General features: G+C 73.2%; 16 protein-coding genes. 8 read left to right on the plus strand and 8 right to left on the minus strand.

What is annotated here, in order from left to right; translation table 11 throughout:
* Window positions 1-120: 120 nt before the first annotated feature.
* Window positions 121-735, minus strand: a complete 615-nt coding sequence (locus OG370_RS33575; RefSeq protein WP_328470911.1) for a nucleotidyltransferase family protein — start codon at window positions 733-735, stop codon at window positions 121-123.
* Window positions 736-862: 127 nt separating this feature from the next.
* Between OG370_RS33575 and OG370_RS33580 the strand changes: the two genes are divergently transcribed.
* Window positions 863-2,986, plus strand: coding sequence for a hypothetical protein (locus OG370_RS33580; protein WP_328470913.1), 2,124 nt, complete (start codon window positions 863-865; stop codon window positions 2,984-2,986).
* Between the two features lie 102 nt (window positions 2,987-3,088).
* Entirely contained in the window at window positions 3,089-3,403 is a 315-nt protein-coding gene (locus OG370_RS33585; RefSeq protein WP_328470915.1) for a DUF5955 family protein, read from the plus strand.
* A gap of 98 nt (window positions 3,404-3,501) precedes the next feature.
* Here the strand turns inward: OG370_RS33585 and OG370_RS33590 are convergent, their stop codons facing one another.
* Window positions 3,502-4,254 carry an IclR family transcriptional regulator gene (locus OG370_RS33590; protein WP_328470917.1) on the minus strand — a complete coding sequence of 251 codons (753 nt, stop codon included), beginning with the start codon at window positions 4,252-4,254 and terminating at the stop codon, window positions 3,502-3,504.
* Window positions 4,255-4,462: 208 nt separating this feature from the next.
* Here OG370_RS33590 and allB point away from each other — a divergent pair, with 208 nt between their 5' ends.
* On the plus strand, window positions 4,463-5,863 hold the full coding sequence (gene allB / locus OG370_RS33595) for an allantoinase AllB (protein ID WP_328470919.1): 1,401 nt from the start codon (window positions 4,463-4,465) through the stop codon (window positions 5,861-5,863).
* A gap of 200 nt (window positions 5,864-6,063) precedes the next feature.
* On the opposite strand, the gene OG370_RS33600 is transcribed toward allB, so the two are convergent.
* The 4 genes from OG370_RS33600 to OG370_RS33615 are packed head-to-tail and all read right to left on the minus strand — an operon-like array spanning window position 6,064 to window position 10,659.
* Complete coding sequence (locus tag OG370_RS33600; protein ID WP_328470921.1) at window positions 6,064-7,419, minus strand: GH1 family beta-glucosidase; 1,356 nt, start codon at window positions 7,417-7,419, stop codon at window positions 6,064-6,066.
* A 19-nt stretch (window positions 7,420-7,438) separates the two neighbouring features.
* Complete coding sequence (locus OG370_RS33605; RefSeq protein WP_328470923.1) at window positions 7,439-8,308, minus strand: carbohydrate ABC transporter permease; 870 nt, start codon at window positions 8,306-8,308, stop codon at window positions 7,439-7,441.
* Window positions 8,301-9,305: a carbohydrate ABC transporter permease gene (locus OG370_RS33610; protein WP_328470925.1), complete on the minus strand. Its 1,005-nt coding sequence runs from the start codon at window positions 9,303-9,305 to the stop codon at window positions 8,301-8,303. The genes OG370_RS33605 and OG370_RS33610 overlap by 8 nt, the downstream gene beginning before the upstream one ends.
* Before the next feature lie 16 nt (window positions 9,306-9,321).
* A complete protein-coding gene (locus tag OG370_RS33615) occupies window positions 9,322-10,659 on the minus strand; it encodes an ABC transporter substrate-binding protein (protein WP_328470927.1) in 1,338 nt (445 codons plus the stop codon).
* A gap of 148 nt (window positions 10,660-10,807) precedes the next feature.
* Between OG370_RS33615 and OG370_RS33620 the strand changes: the two genes are divergently transcribed.
* The 4 genes from OG370_RS33620 to aroA all read left to right on the plus strand — a co-directional run bounded on the left by OG370_RS33620 (window position 10,808) and on the right by aroA (window position 15,850).
* Window positions 10,808-12,166, plus strand: a complete 1,359-nt coding sequence (locus OG370_RS33620) for an ROK family transcriptional regulator (RefSeq protein ID WP_328470929.1) — start codon at window positions 10,808-10,810, stop codon at window positions 12,164-12,166.
* A 105-nt stretch (window positions 12,167-12,271) separates the two neighbouring features.
* Window positions 12,272-13,096, plus strand: a complete 825-nt coding sequence (locus OG370_RS33625; protein ID WP_328470931.1) for an AIM24 family protein — start codon at window positions 12,272-12,274, stop codon at window positions 13,094-13,096.
* A gap of 203 nt (window positions 13,097-13,299) precedes the next feature.
* Window positions 13,300-13,935: a bifunctional 4-hydroxy-2-oxoglutarate aldolase/2-dehydro-3-deoxy-phosphogluconate aldolase gene (locus tag OG370_RS33630; protein ID WP_328470933.1), complete on the plus strand. Its 636-nt coding sequence runs from the start codon at window positions 13,300-13,302 to the stop codon at window positions 13,933-13,935.
* Window positions 13,936-14,614: 679 nt separating this feature from the next.
* Window positions 14,615-15,850, plus strand: a complete 1,236-nt coding sequence (aroA, locus tag OG370_RS33635) for a 3-phosphoshikimate 1-carboxyvinyltransferase (RefSeq protein WP_328470935.1) — start codon at window positions 14,615-14,617, stop codon at window positions 15,848-15,850.
* A 92-nt stretch (window positions 15,851-15,942) separates the two neighbouring features.
* On the opposite strand, the gene OG370_RS33640 is transcribed toward aroA, so the two are convergent.
* Both OG370_RS33640 and OG370_RS33645 read right to left on the minus strand, forming a co-directional pair.
* Window positions 15,943-16,731, minus strand: a complete 789-nt coding sequence (locus OG370_RS33640; RefSeq protein WP_328470937.1) for an arylamine N-acetyltransferase family protein — start codon at window positions 16,729-16,731, stop codon at window positions 15,943-15,945.
* Window positions 16,732-16,823: 92 nt separating this feature from the next.
* Window positions 16,824-17,549 (minus strand): TetR/AcrR family transcriptional regulator, encoded by a 726-nt coding sequence (locus OG370_RS33645; protein WP_328470939.1) that lies wholly within the window; start codon window positions 17,547-17,549, stop codon window positions 16,824-16,826.
* 215 nt (window positions 17,550-17,764) lie between these two features.
* Between OG370_RS33645 and OG370_RS33650 the strand changes: the two genes are divergently transcribed.
* A complete protein-coding gene (locus tag OG370_RS33650) occupies window positions 17,765-18,721 on the plus strand; it encodes an NAD-dependent epimerase/dehydratase family protein (RefSeq protein ID WP_328470941.1) in 957 nt (318 codons plus the stop codon).
* The last annotated feature ends 20 nt before the right edge of the window (window positions 18,722-18,741 follow it).

Genomic DNA, 18,741 nt, shown 5'->3' on the forward strand with positions numbered 1-18,741 from the left:
TGCCCGCGCCGCCGCCGGACCGCACCGGACCGCTGCCCCGGCCCGCCGTCGCCCCCCCCGTCGGGCCGCCCCGGACCGTCCTCGCGCATCCGAGCGTCCGCCGCCCGGCGCCGTACCCACTCAGTCGAGAAGCCGCAGGTCGGCGGGGGTGTCGATGTCGGCGGGATCGCCGATGTCCCCGCACTCGACAAGCACGGTCTGCTCGGCGTGCTCGCGCAGATACGTCCGGGCGCCGCGGTCCTCGCCCGCGCTGCACGCCACCCCCGCCCAGCGGCTCGCACCGAACAGCACCGGGTGCGCCCGCCGCCCGCCGTACATCGCCGAGACCAGCGCCGACGGCAGGTCGTCGGCCTCCCGGGCCGTCGCGATCACCCGCCCCACCGCCGCGCCCGGCACCCCCGGCTGGTCCACCAGCCCGATCACCGCCGCGGTCGGCAGCCGCGCCGAGGCGGCCAGCGAGGCGAGCCCGGCGCGCAGCGAGGAGCCCATGCCGTCCGCCCAGTGCGGGTTGTCCACCAGCACGCAGCCGGCCAGGTCGGCGCGCTCGCGCACCTCCTCGGCCGCAGCGCCCAGCACCACGTGCACCTGGTCGCAGCCGCCCGCCCGCAGCACCGCGACCGCGTGCTCCACCAGGGGCCGCCCCCGGTAGGCCAGCAGTGCCTTCGGCCGGCCGCCGAGCCGCCGGCCGCCGCCGGCCGCCAGCAGCAGCCCGGCCACCTCGCCATGAGAGTTCATACTTCCTGCATACCGCGCGTGTCACGGCACTGGAACAGGACGCCTTCGGCGTGGCGTGTTCCGGTATCGTCGGGCCGTGTTGCGGGTGGGGCGGTTGCCAGGCGAGGAACGGGGACTGAGGGGACTGATGGGGCCAGCGCACACCGGTCCGGACTTCGGTCAGGACCTCGGGCCGGACTTCCGCGGCCCGGTCTTCGCACCGCTCGCCGGCGACGATCCGGCGACGGTTTCCGGGCACCGGATCGGCGCGCGCCTCGGCGCGGACGGACCCGGGGCCGCCGGCACCACCTACCTCGCGTACGAGCCGGGCGGGCAGCCGGTCGCGCTCACCGTGATCCACCCCGAACTCACCGCCGGCGACGGCTTCGCGGCCCGCTTCCACCACGACGCGCAGGCCGCGGCCCGGGTGCCCGGACCCCGCGCGGTGCCGGTGCTCGGCAGCGGGCGGGAGGGCGAGCGGTACTGGATCGCCTGCGGCTACGTGCCCTCGCTGTCGCTGCGCGCCGCCGTCGAGGGCGCAGGACCGCTGCCCACCGGGGTCGTGCTGCGGCTGGTCGCCGCGCTCGCCGAAGGGTTGCAGGCGATGCACCACGCGGGTGTGGTGCACGGCGGGCTGCGGCCCGCACACGTGCTGCTCGCGGGGGACGGGCCCCGGGTGAAGGGGCACGGACTGGCGTGGGTCGCGCAGGAGGCCGGGAACGCCGACGCGGGCAGCGTGGACGTGGCCGGCGTGGACGCCGGTTCCGCTGACGCCGGCTCCGGTGCCGCCGGTTCTGCTGACGCCGGTACGGGCGAGGCCGGCGCGGGCGGGCCCGAAGGCGCGGGCGGCGCAGGGGAGTCGGGGGATGCCGGACGCGCTTCCGCGCATGAGGCGGCACGCGAGGCCGGTCCGGCCGAGGTCGGTGAGGCGACCGCCTTCCGTTCGCCCGAGCAGGCCGCGGGCAAGCCGGCCCGGGCCGCCACGGACGTCTTCGCGCTCGGCCAGATAGCGGCGTACGCCTCGATCGGCTCCGCACCCTTCGGCGACGGCTCCCGGGTCCAGCACGCCGAGCCCGATCTGAACGAACTCCCGGGACAGCTACGGGAGATCGTCACCCGCTGCCTCATCAAGGACCCCGCACTACGGCCCTCCCTCGCGCAGATCACCACGATGTGCGCGCAGGCCGCGCCCGAGTCGCGCCCCGTCTCCTGGCTGCCGGCCCCGCTGCTCGCCGCGATCCTCCCGGCCATCCCCCCGCCGCACTTCGCGCAGCCGCCGGCCCCGGCCGGGCCCCCGGCCGCGCCCGTGTCGCCGCCCCACCCGCCGCAGCCCCCGCACCGGCCCGCGCCGGAGGCCCCACCTGCTCCTGCCCCTGCGCCCGGCGCCGAGGAGCCGTGGCCCGGGCCCGCTCCGACCGGCCGCCCACCGGAGCACGCCCACGCGCAGGTGCCGGGTCCGCCCGGTCCGCTCGGCCCTCCGGGTCCGCCCGGTCCGCCGCAGCACGGCGGATACCTCTGGCACCCCCAGCAGTGGCCGCGGGCGCCGTACGTCCATGTGCCGCTGCCGCTGCCGAGGAAGAAGCGCAAGGCGGTCGGCGTGGTGGCCGCGGTCGCCGGGTTCGCGGTCGTGGCGACCGCCGCGGTCGCGCTGTCCTCGGGGGAGGGGGGCGGCAAGCCGACCGTGGGGGCCCAGCCGCCGGCGGCCGGGGCGCCGCAGCCGTCACCCTCGCCGTCGTCCCCCTCCGCACCGGCGATGCCCTCGCCGACGATGCCCTCGCCGACGGCTCCGCCGCCCGGTGGGGGCGCCACCGGGGAGCCGCCGGAGACCGGCCTCGTGTACCAGCAGCTGCACCTGCCGGCCGGCGACGGAATGTCACTGCGCGGCGACCCGCCCACCGTCAGTTCCGGCACGTACAGCGGGGACTTCGGGTTCACCGGGGACGCCGCCGCGTTCACCGCGGACCGCTCCCGCGACACGCTCGCCCTGATCCCCGCGGCGAGCCCGGCGACCGCCGCCGCCTGCCGGTCGTCCGCGGCGGTCCGGGTGAACTCGGTGAACGCCGACTCGCTCGGCGAGGGCGCGCGGCTGTGCGTGCGGTCCGTCGACGGCACGGTCACCGCGCTGGTGACGTTCCGTCAACTTCCGACCCGTCAAGCCGCCCACTCGGTCGCGGTGTTGGACCTCACGGTGTGGCACGACGTGGCGGAGCGCTCCGCGCCGGGTACCGGAATCCGCGCGAATTTCGCCGACGGAGTGGCGCGACGAGGGTGATGTCGCGTTAACTGATCGGCCCCGGGGCGAGCCGTGGCGGGGAAGCGCCCGGGTGGAGTCCGACGCGAGGGTGGGTTGTCCGTGGTGGTGGGGGAGTCGCACGTGCTCGAGAACGGGCGCGGAGCCGCGGTCGGCAGCGGGCCGGGCGCGGATCTGGCGGAGGCGGTCGGCCGTATGCGCCGCGAACTGATCACGTACCGGCCGATGTTGCCGGACCGGGCCGTCGCCGAGGCCGAACTCGACGCGCTCGCCCGCGCGGCCGGTGCCGTGGACCGGGCGCCCGGCTCGGTGGACTCCGAGCGGTTACGCCATTCGCTGCTTCTGGTCGTGGCGGCGATCGGTTCGGTGAGCGCGCTGACCGAAGCGCTCGACGCGCTGCGCGAGGCCGTCGAACGGATCGCCCCGCCGCGCCCCTGACGACGGAGGCGGCGCCGCGGAATTCCGCGGCCGTCACCCCCGCGCCCGGCATGCGGCCGGTTGCTCCCACCCGGCAGGCGGCCGGGCGCGGTCCGCTCTCAGGTCGCCAGCGCCCGCGCCAACTGCCGTGCCACGTCCTGGAGTACGGGCACGATCTTGTCGGTGGCCGCTTCGGTGACCCGCCCGGCCGGGCCGGAGATGGAGATGGCCGCGGCGGTGGGGGAGTCGGGCACGGTGACCGCGAGGCAACGCACCCCGGCCTCCTGCTCGTTGTCGTCGACGGCGTAGCCCAGGCCCCGGATGCGGTCGAGTTCGGCGAGGAACGCGTCCGGGTCGGTGATGGTGTGCTCGGTCGCGGCCGGCATCCCGGTCCGCCCGAGCAGCGCCCGCACCTGCTCCGGCGGGACCTGCGCCAGCAGCGCTTTGCCGACCCCGGTGGAGTGCGGCAGCACCCGCCGCCCGACCTCGGTGAACATCCGCATCGAGTGCCGGGAGGGCACCTGCGCGACGTACACCACCTCGTCGCCGTCGAGCAGCGCCATGTTCGCGGTCTCGCCGGTCGCCTCGACGAGCTCCGCGAGGTACGGGCGGGCCCAGGTGCCCAGCAGCCGGGACGCGCTCTCGCCGAGCCTGATCAGCCGGGGCCCGAGGGCGTACCGCCGGTTCGGCTGCTGGCGGACGTAGCCGCAGTCCACCAGGGTGCGCATCAGGCGGTGGATGGTCGGCAGCGGCAGCCCGCTGCTGGCCGACAGTTCGCTCAGCCCGACCTCGCCACCCGCGTCGGCCATCCGCTCCAGCAGGTCGAAGGCGCGTTCAAGCGACTGGACGCCTCCGGTGCGGTCAGCAGGCACGTACGTTCCCCTCGTTCGTGGTGGACCCTCGCGGCGGGCCGCCCGGACGCTCCGGCGCGGCCGGTCCGGACCGGAGCGACACCCCGGCATCCGCCGCTGGCGGAAGGTGATTTTCGCTCTGTGGAATCCTACCGCCCTTGACGTCCCGGGGAACGATACCCACCATGGCCGTCAACAGAACGTTGAAATTCTCGATGACGGAGGCCGTGTGGTGGAGGAGCAGGTGCTGCGTTCGACGCGCGTCGTGACCCCGGAGGGCGAGCGGCCCGCGGCGGTGGTCCTCGCGGCCGGCACGATCACCGCGGTGCTGCCGTACGACGCGCCGCTGCCACCGGGCGCCCGGTGCACCGACCTCGGCGACGACGTGCTGCTGCCCGGTCTGGTCGACACCCACGTGCACATCAACGACCCCGGCCGCGCGGAGTGGGAGGGCTTCGCCACCGCCACCGCGGCCGCCGTGGCCGGCGGCATCACCACCGTGGTGGACATGCCGCTCAACAGCGTGCCGCCCACCACCACGGCCGCGCACCTCGACGTCAAGCGCGCCGCCGCCCGCGGCCGGGTGCACACCGACACCGGCTTCTGGGGCGGCGCGGTACCCGGCAACACCGCCGACCTCAAGGCCCTGCACGACGCCGGCGTCTTCGGCTTCAAGTGCTTCCTGCTGCCCTCCGGCGTGGACGAGTTCCCGCACCTGGACCGGGACCGACTCGCCGAGGCGATGGACGAGTTGGCGCGCTTCGACGGCCTGCTGATCGTGCACGCCGAGGACCCGCGGCTGATCGAGGGCGCCCCGCTGCGCGGCGGCCCGAAGTACGCCGACTTCCTCGCCTCCCGGCCGCCGGCCGCCGAGGAACGCGCCATCGCCGGGCTGATCGAACTGGCCGCGGAGCGCGGCACGCGGGTGCACATCCTGCACCTGTCCGCGGCGGGCGCGGTGCCGCTGATCGCCGCCGCCCGGCGGGACGGGGTACGGCTGACGGTCGAGACCTGCCCGCACTTCCTCACCCTCACCGCCGAGGAAGTCCCGGACGGGGCAACGGAGTTCAAGTGCTGCCCGCCGATCAGGGAGGCCGCCAACCAGGACCTGCTGTGGCAGGCGCTCGCCGACGGCGTCATCGACTGCGTGGTGTCCGACCACTCGCCCTCCACCATCGACCTCAAGCACAAGGACACCGGGGACTTCGCCACCGCCTGGGGCGGCATCTCCTCGCTCCAACTCGGCCTGCCCGCCGTGTGGACCGAGGCCCGCCGCCGCGGGCACTCGCTCGCCGACGTGGCCGGCTGGATGTCGGCGGGACCGGCCCGGCTGGCCGGCCTCGACGCCGTCAAGGGCGCGATCGCCGTCGGCCGCGACGCCGACTTCACCGTGCTGGACCCGGAGCGGACCTTCACCGTCGACCCGGCCCGGCTGCACCACCGCAACCCGATCACCGCGTACGCCGGCCGCACCCTGCACGGCGTGGTCCGCGCCACCTACCTGCGCGGCCGGCTGGTCGCCGCCGGTCCCGGCGAGGGAACGGCCGCGGGCGCCCCGGCCGCCGGCCCCGCCCGAGCCATGCGGAACCCCGCCGGCCGGCTCATCGAGCGGCCGTCCGACCGGAGTTGACCGGAGCGGCAGCCCCGGGCGGGGGGAGCCGCGCGACCGGAAAGCCCCCGAACGAACTGTCCGGGCCTCCGCACGTCCCCACCAGCCGGTCCGTGCCGGCGGTGCCGGTGATCCGTGCGGAGGGGCGGCACCGGCTCAGGTGACGACGAGGACGCGCCGGTCGGAGGTCCGACGGGCGCGTCCTCGGGTCGTACCGCTGGTCAGGCCGCGCGGCGCGCCTTGCGGCGGTGTGCGGCAACGATGTCGGCGTAGCGCCGCCCGCTGCCCTTGATGGTGCGCTTCTGCGTGGCGTAGTCGACGTGCACCAGACCGAAGCGCTTGTCGTAGCCGTACGCCCACTCGAAGTTGTCCAGCAGCGACCAGGCGTAGTACCCGCCCAGCGGCACCCCGCGCTTGACGGCGCGGGCGCAGGCGGCCAGGTGGTCCTCCAGGTACTGCGCCCGCTCCGGGTCGTCGACCTGTCCGTCGGGGCCGACCACGTCGCGGTAGGCGGAACCGTTCTCGGTGACGAAGACCTTCCGGGCGCCGTACTCCTCCGAGAGCCGGACCAGCAGCGACTCCAGGCCGTCCGCGTCCACCTCCCAGTCCATCGCGGTGCGCGGCACGCCCGGCCGGTACGCCATCTTCGCGTGCGGCGCCGGCCCGGTCGGGTCGTCCGTGATGTACTGCGGGAAGTAGTAGTTCAGGCCCAGCCAGTCCAGCGGAGCCGCGATCGACTCCATGTCGCCGTCCTTGACCGGCAGTTCGACGCCGTACAGGTCCACCATGTCCTGCGGGTAGCCGCGGCCGTGGATCGGGTCGAGCCACCAGCGGTTGGTGTGGCCGTCGGCCCGCTTGGCGGCCGCGATGTCCGCCTCGCGGTCGGTGGCCGGCAGGCAGGGGCTGAGGTTGTTGACGATGCCGATCCGCAGGTCGCTGTGCGCGGCCCGCAGCGCCTGCACCGCCAGCCCGTGGCCGACGTGCAGGTGGTAGGACGCGCGCACCGCGGCGGTCAGATCGGTCCAGCCCGGCGCCATGGTGCCTTCCAGGTGGCCGATCCACGCCGAGCACAGCGGCTCGTTGAGGGTCGCCCAGTCCTTGACCCGGTCGCCGAGTGCCTGCGCGACCACGGCCGCGTACTCGCCGAACCGCTCGGCGGTCTCCCGCTCGGGCCAGCCGCCGCGGTCCTGCTGCGCCTGCGGCAGGTCCCAGTGGTACAGCGTCGCGTTGGGGGTGATGCCCGCCTCCAGCAGGGCGTCCACCAGGCGGTCGTAGAAGGCCAGTCCGGCCTGGTTGACCGCGCCGGAGCCCTGCGGGACGATCCGCGGCCAGGCCACGGAGAAGCGGTAGGCGTCCAGGCCCAGGGACTTCATCAGCCCCAGGTCCTCCTGCCAGCGGTGGTAGTGGTCGCAGGCGACGTCGCCGGTGTCGCCGCCCGCGACCTTGCCGGGGGTGTGGGAGAAGGTGTCCCAGATGGACGGGGTCCGGCCGTCCTCGTCCACCGCGCCCTCGATCTGGTAGGCGGCGGTGGCCGCGCCCCAGAGGAAATCCGCGGGAAGAGCGCTCAGGTCGTTCACGAGTTACCTTTCGGTGGGGTCACTTGACGGCGCCGGCGGTCAGCCCGGCCACCAAGTAACGCTGGAGAAGCAGGAATCCGGCGACCACCGGCACACTCACCACGAGCGAGGCGGCCATGACCTGGTTCCAGTACACGTCGTTCTCGGTTGCGTACTCGCGCAGGCCCACGGCCAGCGTGCGAGTGCTCTCGTTGGTCATGACCGAGGCGAAGAGCACTTCGCCCCAGGCGGTCATGAAGGCATAGACGGCCACCGCGACGATGCCCGGGACGGCGGCCGGCACGACGACCCGGAAGAGCGCGCCCAGCGCACTGCAGCCGTCGACCTTCGCCGCCTCGTCCAGGTCACGCGGGATCGAGTCGAAGTAGCCCGCGAGCATCCAGATGGAGAACGGCAGCGAGAAGGTGAGGTAGGTGATGATCAGCCCGAGCCGGCTGCCGTTGAGCGTGACACCCGTGTCGTTGCCGATGTTGACGAAGATCAGGTACAGCGGCAGCAGGAACAGGATGCCGGGGAACATCTGGGTGGACAGCACCGTCACCGTGAAGACCTTGCGGCCCATGAAGCGGTAGCGGCTCACGGCGTAGGCGGCGAAGATCGCCACCGCCACCGAGAAGACCGTCGCGCTGACCGAGACGATCACCGAGTTCACGAAGTAGTGCGCGAGCGGGATCGTCTTCCAGATGTCGATGTACGGGCGGACCGTCAGGCTGTGCGGAATCCACCGGAAGGAACCCTGCACGTCCTGGAGGCTCTTCAGGGACGAGCTGAGCATCACGTAGACGGGGATCGCCACGAAGGCGGTGATCAGCGTCAGTACGATGCGCCGGGTCCACAGGAAGGACTTCGGCCGCGCCATGGGGGACGGCTGGTCGGAGAACCTAGACATCGGATTCACTCCTTCCCCTGGACGTGACCAGCAGGTAGAGGGCGGTCACCACGAGCAGGAAGAGCAGCAGGAGCACCGACATCGCCGAGCCCGAGCCGAAGTTCCAGTTGACGAACGAGGACTGGAAGATGTGGATCGAGATCAGGTCCGCCTGTTTCGGCGGACTCTGACCGAACATCACGTACGGCGTGTTGAAGTCGTTGAACGTCCACAGGAAGAGCACCAGGACGATCACCTGGTTCACCGGCCGCAGCGAGGGCATGGTGATCTTCCTGATCTGCTGCCAGACACCGGCCCCGTCCATCGCCGCTGCCTCGTACAGCTCCCGCGGGATGTTCTGCAGGCCGGCCATCAGCGCCAGGAACGCGAACGGCCAGGACTTCCACACCGAGACGATCAGCATCGCCCAGAAGCTGTTGTTGCCCAGCAGCCAGAACGACTTGCTCGACGTGATGTGCAACTGGTCGTGCAGGACGTGGTTCACCAGACCGGTGTCCTGCTGGAACATGAAGGTCCAGGTGATCAGCGCCGCGTAGGTCGGCAGCGCGTACGGCACCAGGAACAGGGCCCGCAGGATGCCCCGGCCGCGGAAGGTGTCCTGGAGCAGGATCGCCGCGGCGATCCCGATCAGCCAGGAGAAGCTCACGGACAGCAGGGTGTAGGACAGCGACACCCAGAAGGAGTGCAGCAGTGCCTGGCCGATCGGCTGGTGGATCTCGACCGCGGCCTTGTAGTTGTCGAACGCCGCCCACGGAGCGGTCTGCCAGTGGCGGATGTAGAAGAGCGTCAGGTCCCGGAAGCTGATGACGATGCCGAAGACCATCGGCACGATGTGGATCAGCAGTTCGGCGAGGATGGCCGGGAGCAGGAGGAGGTACGGCAGTCCGCCTTGGCGGAGCCGTTCGACGAGGCGCGGCCCTAGCCGGCGCCCGGCGGCGGACTTGCCGCTGCCGGGGCCGGCTTCGGGTGCGCGCCTGGGAGGGGCGGTGGCAGTCATGGAGGGGTGTCGATCCTTATGACGTGGGCATCTGCGACTGCGCCTTTTGCAGCGCGGCCTTGACGGTGTCGTCCGTGACGGCCTTGCCGGCGGCGGCGTCGGCGAACAGGCTCTTGATCGCAGGACCGACGAGGTTCTCGAACTGCGCCTCGTTGGCCACCTGCGGCATCGGGGCGGCCGACTTGCTGAGCACGCCGGCGAGGGCCTTCAGGTCCGGGGTCTGGAAGGCGGGGTCGCTCTGCGCCTCGGTGACCGGCGGGATCGTGCCGTAGGTGCCGTTGAGGATCTTCTGCTCCGGCGTGCTGGTGAGGAACTTCGCCAGCTGCACGGCGGCGGCCTTGTGCTTGGTGCTGTTGAAGACCGCGACGTTGATGCCGGCCACCATGGAGGTGATGCCCGCGTCACCGGTGGCTCCGGCGGTCTGCGTCGGGACCGGGACCACGCCGTACTGGTCCTGCGACATGCCGTGCGACTTGATGGAGGTCGCGGCCGACTGCCACATCATCATCGCGGCCTTGCCGGTGGCGAAGTCGGTGATGGTCTGGTTCTGCACGTACTCGGCGTCGCCCTTGGCGGCGATCTTGTCGCTGGCTATGAAGTCGACGTACTGCTTGACCGCCGCGACGTTGCCCGCACCGGTGAAGGTCGGCTTGCCGGCGGCGTCGAACCAGTCGGCGCCGTGCTGCTTGGCCAGCACGAAGGCGTGGTGGATGTTCTCCGCGCCGTTGGCGCCCTCGACGGCCAGGCCATAGTGGCCGTCCTTGGTGAGCTTCTTGCCGTCCGCGACCAACTCGGCCCAGGTGGTGGGAGGTTGGGCGATGCCCGCGTCGGCGAACTCCTTCTTGTTGTAGTACAGGCCGTAGGCCATCGAGTACAGCGGCAGGGCGGCCGGGTCCTTGCCCGGGGCGCCGGCGGAGGCGAGCGCCGCGGCGGAGAAGCGGTCCTTGCCGCCGACGGTGGCGAACGCGTTGGCGTCCCACGGCATCAGGGCACCGGTCGCCTGGAGCGAGGCGGACCAGGTGTTGCCGATGTTGAGCACGTCCGGGCCCTGGCCGGAAGTGGTCGCCGCCAGGATGCGGTTGAGCAGGTCGGCCCAGCCGACCACCTCGAGGTTGACCTTGATGCCGGTCTGCTGGGTGAACTTCTTCAGCTCGGGGGTGAGCACCTGCTTGTCGTTGGCCAGGCTGGTGCCCTGGTTGCTCGCCCAGTACGTGATCGTCTGGCCCTTGAGGCTGCCGGGGGAGGCGGAGATGTCGCCGCTGCCCTTGCTGTCCGAGCCGCCACCACACGCGGCGACGGTGAGGCCGAGCGCGGCCACGAGGGCGGTGGCCGCGAAGACTCTGTTGGTGCGCATAACGGTTCCCTCTCAGGGGTGGGATCGCTTCAGGAAGTGAACAGCGCCTGTGCCTTAATTCAGGCCGTGATTTAACTTGTGAGAAAAGGTGGCGTCAAGACCCCGTGCAGCGATAGGTTCCAGCGGGGCGGGGCAGGAGGGAGTCCAGATGGCTGAGCGGGCCAAGCGCACGGTGCGTGACCTGCGGCGCGGCAACCGCGCATCGCTTCTGCGTCATTTGTATTTCGAAGGCCCCCTCAGCCGGCAGGAGCTGGGCCGGGACACCGGCCTGAGCGCGGGCTCGATCAGCAACGTCGTTGGAGAGTTGATCGCGGACGGCATGGTCGAGGAGGCGGGCGCGGTCGAGTCCGACGGCGGGCGCCCGCGCATCCTGCTCCAGGTCGCCCCCGGCTACGGCTACGTGGTCGGCGTGGACGTCGGCGAGACCCGGGTGCGGGTGGAGCTGTTCGACCTCGCGCTCACCGAACGCGCCTCCGCCGACCTGCCGTTGTCCGACAGCGGGCACGACGTGGACCTGGTGGTCCGGCTCGCCCTGGAGGGCATCGAGGCCGTGGTGCGCGAGGCCGGCATCGACGACCGGGAGGTGCTGGGCGTCGGCATCGGCGTCCCCGGGATCGTGGAGCAGGGCGACCCGCGGGTGACCTCGCCCGGCGAGGGCGACGGCATCGTGGTGCACGGCCAGACCATCGGCTGGGACGCGGTGCCGCTGGGCCGGCTGCTGCGGGCCGGCACCGACCTGCCGCTGTTCATCGACAACGGTGCCAAGACCCTGGGCCAGGCCGAGATGTGGTTCGGCGGCGGGCGCGGCTCCGGCAACGTGGTGATCGCGCTGATCGGTTCCGGCGTCGGCGCCTGCGTGGTCGCCGACGGCACTCCGTACCACGGCGCGAGCAGCAGCGCGGGGGAGTGGGGGCACACCACGCTGCGGGTCGGCGGCCGGATCTGCCGGTGCGGCTCGCGCGGCTGCCTGGAGGCGTACGTCGGCGCGGAGGCGCTGCTGGGCCGGTGGTCGAACGCGCCGCAGGGGGCGAGCGAGGAGACCGCGCTCGCCGCGCTGCTGGCCGCCGCCGACCACGACCGGGAGGTGGTGGAGTTGCTCGCCGAGGCCGCGGAGTACCTGGGCGCGGGCATCGCCGACCTGATCAACCTGTTCAACCCGCAGCGGATCGTGATCGGCGGCTGGGCCGGACTGCTGCTCGGGCCGCGGCTGCTGCCGTCGGTGCGTGAGGTGGCCGCGGAGTACTCGCTGCACCACCCCTGCGCGCAGACGTCGATCGAGCTGGGCCGGCTGGGCGCGGACGCGGTCACCGTGGGGGCGGCGACGCTGCCGCTGGCCCGCTTCCTGGAAACCGGCGGCGAGCGGCCGGTGCGGCTGCCGGCGCAGGGCGGGCAACCGGACGGTGGCGGGGCGGTGGGCGGACCGGGGCGCGGACCGGGCCGCGGGTCACGTTCCGGTGCCGCCTCCGGCGATCCGGTGCGGAACCGAACCACGCGGGCGGTACGTTGACGGGTCGGTGCCCGGCGCACCGCGGGTGCGGCGGAATGCCGGATTCGCAACCGTTTCGCACCTTTTTCGCAGTACATACCTCGCACGCCCTTCAGGAGTCCCCCCATGACCCTTCGACAGCAGATCGTCGGCAACGCCATGCAGATGGCCGTCTGCACCCTCGACCCCGGTCAGACCGTGTACTGCGAGGCGGGCAAGTTCCTGTTCAAGACCGCCAACGTCAGCATGGAGACCCGCCTCGGCGGCCCCGGCAACGGCAGCCGGCAGGGCGCCGGCGGCCCCGGCGGGCAGGGCGGCGGCATGGGCGGGATGCTGCGCCAGGCGATGGGCACCGCGATGCAGGTCGGCCAGCGCGCCCTGGCCGGCGAGTCGCTGGCCTTCCAGTACTTCACCGCCGCCGGCGGCGAGGGCACCGTCGGTTTCGCCGGGGTGCTCCCCGGCGAGATGCGCGCCCTCGAACTGAACGGCTCGCGCGCCTGGTTCGCGGAGAAGGACGCGTTCGTCGCGGCCGAGGAGAGCGTCAGGTTCGGCATCGCCTTCGCGGGCGGCCGGCAGGGCATGAGCGGCGGCGAGGGCTTCATCCTGGAGAAGTTCACCGGCACCGGCACCGTGATCATCGCCGGCGCGGGCAACTTCATCGACCTCAACCCTGCGGACTTCGGCGGCCGGATCGAGGTGGACACCGGCTGCATCGTCGCCTTCGAGGAGGGTATCCAGTACGGCGTGCAGCGGATCGGCGGGCTCAACCGCCAGGGCATCATGAACGCGGTCTTCGGCGGCGAGGGCCTGTCGCTGGCGACCCTGGAGGGCAACGGCCAGGTCATCCTCCAGTCCATGACCATCGAAGGTCTGGCCAACGCGCTGAAGAAGGCGCAGGGCGGGGACAAGCAGGGGCCGACCGGGGGCCTGTTCTCCACGCACGCCGGCTGAGCGCGCCCGGCCCGGGCGCCCTGGACCCAGGTCCGACCGCCCGTATCTCGGGTCTCATGCTCCTCTCATGTCACGGTGCGGTGACAGGTAGCCCGCCGTGACCCATCGTGGCGCCGCCCGGCGGGTAGCGTCTGGATCACGTGTATCCCGCAGTGCCGCACGATCCGCGTGCGGCACTCACGCAGGAAGGTGGACCGACTGCCGTGTACCGCTGGGAGATCACCCGGGCCGCACTGGCCCAGCGGGTATTCGCCACCATCCGCAGCGAGAGCTACGACCAGGCCGCCGCCACCGCGGACACGTTGCTGTCGGCCGGGCTGACCACGTTGGAGATCTCCCTCACCACTCCGTTCGCCCTGGAAGCCGTCACCACGCTGGTCCGCGAGGTCGGCGACGACGCGGTGGTCGGCGCGGGCACCGTGCTCGACGAGGTCTCCGCGCGGATGGCGATCGAGGCCGGGGCGCGCTTCCTGCTGTCGCCCAACCTCGACGAGGCGGTGCTGCGTACCGGGCACCGCTACGGGATTCCGGTCTTCCCGGGCGTCGCGACCCCCACCGAGGCGGTCCGCGCGATGGAACTCGGCGCCGACGCGCTGACCCTCTACCCCGCCACCGCCTACACCCCGGACTGGGTGGTGGACGTCCGCGCGATCATTCCGCAGGCGGCGTTCCTGCCGATCGGGGGCATAACGGTCAGCGCGGCGCCCGATTGGGTCGCGGCCGGCGCGGTCGCGGTCGGCATGGGCTCCGCCCTGACCGACGGCGACCGCGCCACGGTCACCAAGCGGCTCACCGAACTCCTGGAGCGGCTCGCCGACACGGTTCCCTCCGGGGGTTGAGCCGTTTCCCCCCTGCGGGGGGTGGCTACCCCGTCCCGGTCCGCGGCCCCGTCGTGGCTGGTCGCGCGGCTCCCCGCGCCCCTTCGGCTCCCCGCCGCCGAGGCGGCGGTCCGTTCCCGGCTCCCGGCCGCTGGTGGGCTGGTCGCTCCGTTCTCCCCCAGAGCTTCGCCTGGGAGGTACCCCCAAGCGCCCCTGGGTGGGTGCGCCTTGCGGTGCGTTGCTTGTCCGCGGGTGCGTGGTGGCTTGTCGCTCGGCTCTCCCCCAGAGCTTCGCCTGGGAGGTACCCCCACGCGCCTCTGGTGGGGGTTGCTCGCCGTCGTTGGCTGCCGGTGCGCTGCGGAGCAGCCGCACATCCCCAGGGGCGCGGGGAACTGCGCGCTCAGCCGTGAACCGGCCGGTAGGCGAGCACGCACCGCAGGGGGCAGTCACCTGGGGGCGCGGGGAACTGCGCGACCAGCCGTGAACCCGGCCGGCAGGCAAACACGCACCGCAAGGGGCACCCACCCAGGGGCGCGGGGAACTGCGCGACCAGCCAGAGCGGGCCGGCAGGTAGGCCGTGCCGCAGGGGGCACCCACCCAGGGGCGCGGGGAACTGCGCGACCAGCCACGACGGGCCCGCGGACGGGGACGAGGCGGCCACCCCGCAGGGGGCCGCAGGGGCGCCCATAGAATCACGTGGGTGACCGTTCTCGCTGTTCCTGGCTCGAAGTCCGTGACCGCTCGCGCGCTGTTTCTCGCCGCCGCCGCCGACGGAGTCACCGTGCTCCGGGGCCCGCTGCTCTCCGACGACACGGAGGGCTTCGCCGAGGGCCTGACCCGGCTCGGTTACGAGGTGCGGCGCACCGCCCGTGAGTGGCGGATCACCGGCCGCCCGGCCGGCCCCGCCGCCGACCACGCGGAGGTCTTCACGCGTGACGCGGCCACCGCCTCCCGCTTCCTGCCCGCGCTGGCGGCCGCAGGCCACGGCACGTTCCGCTTCGACGCCTCCGCGCAGATGCGCCGCCGCCCGGTCGCCCCGCTGACCGAGGCGCTGCGCAGCCTCGGCGTGGACCTGGTGCACGAGGAGGAGGACGGTCACCTGCCGCTGCGGGTGGAAGCGGACGGCATCAAGGGTGGCGCGATCGACCTGGACGCGAGCCTGTCCTCGCAGTTCCTGACCGCGCTGCTGATGGTCGGCCCGCTCACCGCCGAGGGCCTGCGGATCCGGGTGACCGGCATCGTGTCGGTGCCGTACGTCGAGATCACGCTCGCGATGATGCGCCGCTTCGGCGTCGAAGTGGCCCGCGAGGGCGACACCTTCGTGGTGCCGGCGGGCGGCTACCGCGCGCAGGACTACCCGATCGAGCCGGACGCCTCCACCGCGAGCTACGTGTTCGCCGCGGCCGCGCTGTCCGGCCGTACCGCGACCGTGCCGGGGCTCGGCAGCGACGCGCTCCAGGGCGACCTGCGGTTCGTGGAGGTGCTGCGCCGGATGGGCGCGGAGGTCGAGACCACGGCGGACGCCACCACGGTGACCGGCACCGGGCGGCTGTCCGGCCTGACCGTCAACATGCGGGACATCTCCGACACGATGCCCACCCTCGCGGCGATCGCGCCGTTCGCGGACGGCCCGGTCCGGATCGAGGACGTCTACAACACCCGTGTCAAGGAGTGCGACCGGCTGGAGGCGTGCGCGCTGAACCTGCGGGCGCAGGGCATCGAGGTCGCCACCGGCCGGGACTGGATCGAGATCACGCCGGGCACCCCGAAGCCGGTCGAGATCGCCTGCCACGGCGACCACCGCATCGCGATGAGCTTCGCCGTCGCGGCCCTGCGCACCCCGGGCACGACCTTCGACGACCCGGGCTGCGTGAAGAAGACGTTCCCCGGATTCCACGCGTTCTTCGCGGAGTTGCGGGGCACCTGGGACGTCTGAGGCGATCCCGCGCGGCAGAGGGGCCGTGCGGCCGAGCGGTCGGGCGGCCGTACGACCCGCGTTGAGCCCTGGCGGCAGCGCGGACCGGACCGCTACGGCGCCGGCGCAGGCACCAGCACGGGCTCGCGGTCCAGCGCGATGCCGAAGTGCTCGCGGTAGGCGGCCAACACCTCCGCGGGTCCGGGCAGTTCGCGTTCCTGCCGGGAGCCGCCCGCGGTGCGTACGAGCGTGCGCCCGCTGAGGGTGACCCGCCCGTCGGCGGTGAGCCGGGAGCACACCAGGGACGTGCGGAAGTGGGACAGCGGCGAGGTGCGCTGCCACCAGCAGGTGGCGGCGAAGTCGCCGAGTCCCCGCGGCCGTCGCTCGACGCGGTACTGCGGCTCGTCGTCGCGCAGCACGTCCAGGTCGCCGTCGGGTGTCTCGCGCAGCGTGAACACGCCGCCGGGTTCGGGCTGTTCGGCCCGGCTGCCGTAGGACAGCGGGAAGTGGCTGTGCCGGCCGAAACCGACGTCCGCCAGCCACACGGCGCCGTCCTGCGTGCGCACCCGCAGCGCCATGTGGTCGAAGGGCGGGCCGAGTTCGCCGCCGTCGCCGAAGGACCGGCAGGTCAGCAGCTCCACCCCGTAGCCGAGCGCGCGCAGCAACTCGGCGAAGGCGCCGTTGAGTTCGTAGCAGAAGCCGCCGCGCCCGCGGTCCACGATCTTCGCCACCAGCGGGCCGGGCGCCAGCACGATGTCCTCGCCGCGGTGGATCGAGAGGTTCTCGAACGGCACCGTGCGCAGATGGGCCAGGTGCAGCGCGCGCAGCGCGTCGAGGTCGGGGCGCGCCGGCCGCTCGGCGCCGATGTGCTCCAGGTAGGCCGCGGCCCGCTGTTCGTCCATGCTCCAGTTATGCCGTAGCGCATGCCCCGGCGTCATCCTCCCCGGGTACAGGATGCCCCGGGACCTGGGGCGTACGTCCGAAGGCGGCGCGCTCAGGCCAGCGAGAGGGCGTCCGCGAGGAGTTCGACCTGGGCGTCGAGCAGGGTCGCCGGGTCGTGGCCCATGCCGCTGTAGAGCCCGGAGACCTCCAGCGAGACGGTGCCGTGCACCTGGGTCCACACCTGCACGGCGCCGGTCAGCCCGGCCGCGGCGGCCTCGGCGGACGCCTCGGGCAGGTACGTCTCCAGCCACCGCTCGACCCCGGGTTCGCGCGTGACCCAGGCCCGCAGGTCCGTGACGACCGGGCCGAGCGCGGGGTGCGGGGTGCAGCCCGCCAGCAGGGCGACGAAGGGGCCGAGCACGGCACGGGCGTGCTCGCGGGTCTCCGGCGGGGCCTCGTAGCCGGGCACGGGGGTGCCGCCGATCAGCAGGTAGCGATGCGGCTGCGCGACGGCCCAGCCGCGGAAGGTGCGCACGAGGTCGCGCAGCCCGGAGCGCGGGGTCGAGCCGGCATCGGCGGACGTCGCGGCGGCGTCGGCCACGGCGCCGGCGAGGTCGGCGTACGCGTCGCAGATGAGGGCGTCGAGGAGGTCGTCGCGGCCGGCGAAGTAGCGGTAGAGGGCCGGGCCGGACAGCCCCAGCTCCTTGGCGATCTTCACGAGCGCGAGCGCCCCGGTGCCGCCCTCGGCGAGCTGGGCGAGGGCGGCCGCCTTGATCTCGGCGCGGGTCTGCTCCCGGTAGCGGGCGCGGGGTCCGGGGGTGGCGGCCTGCGGTGGCATCGGGTTCGGGGCTCCTCGTGAAGGGGGCGGGGGCGCGGGGACGGCGACGGGCAGTCTGTTACTGCCTCTCACACTAGCAAGTGGGCGTCGCGAACGAGAGTGCGTGTGCCTATCGCAAGAGTTACAGTCTCTAACGAAAGCGAGTTCGTATCACGGAGTGCGTCGCGTATCGCCGTCACGAACCCACCGGACCCGATCGCAGGGGAGAAACCCTCATGGCCGCGCACCAGCAGCACCGCCCGCACGTCGTCCTCGGCGCCGGTCCCGCCGGCACCACCCTCGCCACCGAACTCGCCGCCCGCGGCCACTCCGTACGCCTCGTCGACCGCGCCGGCGGCGGCGACACCCCGCAGGGCGTCACGCGGCTGGCCGCCGACGTGTCCACGGCCGACGGCGCCCTGCGGGCGGTCCAGGGGGCGGCCGTCGTCTACCACTGCGTGAACGTCGGCTACCACCTCCAGGTCGAGGTGATGCCGCGCATCCAGCGCGCCGTGCTCGGCGCCGTCGAGGCGGTCGGCGCCCGGCTGGTCGTGCTCGACACCCTGTACCCGTACGGGCCCACCGGCGGCATCCCGATGACCGAGGACACGCCGTGGAACGCGACCAGCCGCAAGGGCCGGATGCGGGCCGAAGTCGACGCGGTCTACCTCGACACGCACCGCGCCGGCCGGGCCCGGGTCGCCATCGGCCGCTCCGCCGACTTCGTCGGGCCCGGGGTGCTCAACTCCTCGCTGGGCGGGGCGGTCTTCCCCGGCGCTCTCACCGGCGGGACCGTGGTCGGCATGGGTGACATCGACCTGCCGCACAGCTACACCGACATCCGCGAGGTCGCGGCCGGGCTCGCCACCCTCGGTGAGCGGGCCGGCGACGACACCGACGGGCGGGTCTGGCACCTTCCGACCGCCCCGGCCTGGACCACCCGGCAGGTGCACGACTTCCTCGCCGAGCGGACCGGGCGCCCGCTGGACGTCGTGGTGCTGCCCGAAGCCCGCCCGTTCGGGCCGTTCGACGAGGTGTTCGCGGCCGAGTACGCCGAGATGTTCTACCAGCACACCGAGGCGCAGATCATGGACTCCTCGGCCTACGAGGAGTTCTTCGGGGTGCGGCCCCGCCCGCTGCCGACCACGCTCCGCGACACCCTCGCGTGGTACGGCCGGAGCGTCCCGGCGTAGCCGCGTGCCACCGGCCCTGG

This window comes from Streptomyces sp. NBC_00448, from assembly GCF_036014115.1.
GTDB lineage: Bacteria > Actinomycetota > Actinomycetes > Streptomycetales > Streptomycetaceae > Actinacidiphila.

Excerpts from the sequence above, each read along its gene's own strand:
- OG370_RS33610 (WP_328470925.1), bottom strand. The coding sequence starts at position 9,305 with ATGACTGCCACCGCCCCTCCCAGGCGCGCACCCGAAGCCGGCCCCGGC.
- OG370_RS33625 (WP_328470931.1), top strand. The coding sequence starts at position 12,272 with ATGACCCTTCGACAGCAGATCGTCGGCAACGCCATGCAGATGGCCGTC.
- OG370_RS33615 (WP_328470927.1), bottom strand. The coding sequence starts at position 10,659 with ATGCGCACCAACAGAGTCTTCGCGGCCACCGCCCTCGTGGCCGCGCTC.
- OG370_RS33605 (WP_328470923.1), bottom strand. The coding sequence starts at position 8,308 with ATGTCTAGGTTCTCCGACCAGCCGTCCCCCATGGCGCGGCCGAAGTCC.
- OG370_RS33650 (WP_328470941.1), top strand. The coding sequence starts at position 17,765 with ATGGCCGCGCACCAGCAGCACCGCCCGCACGTCGTCCTCGGCGCCGGT.
- OG370_RS33580 (WP_328470913.1), top strand. The coding sequence starts at position 863 with ATGGGGCCAGCGCACACCGGTCCGGACTTCGGTCAGGACCTCGGGCCG.
- OG370_RS33620 (WP_328470929.1), top strand. The coding sequence starts at position 10,808 with ATGGCTGAGCGGGCCAAGCGCACGGTGCGTGACCTGCGGCGCGGCAAC.
- OG370_RS33640 (WP_328470937.1), bottom strand. The coding sequence starts at position 16,731 with ATGGACGAACAGCGGGCCGCGGCCTACCTGGAGCACATCGGCGCCGAG.
- OG370_RS33575 (WP_328470911.1), bottom strand. The coding sequence starts at position 735 with ATGAACTCTCATGGCGAGGTGGCCGGGCTGCTGCTGGCGGCCGGCGGC.
- OG370_RS33645 (WP_328470939.1), bottom strand. The coding sequence starts at position 17,549 with ATGCCACCGCAGGCCGCCACCCCCGGACCCCGCGCCCGCTACCGGGAG.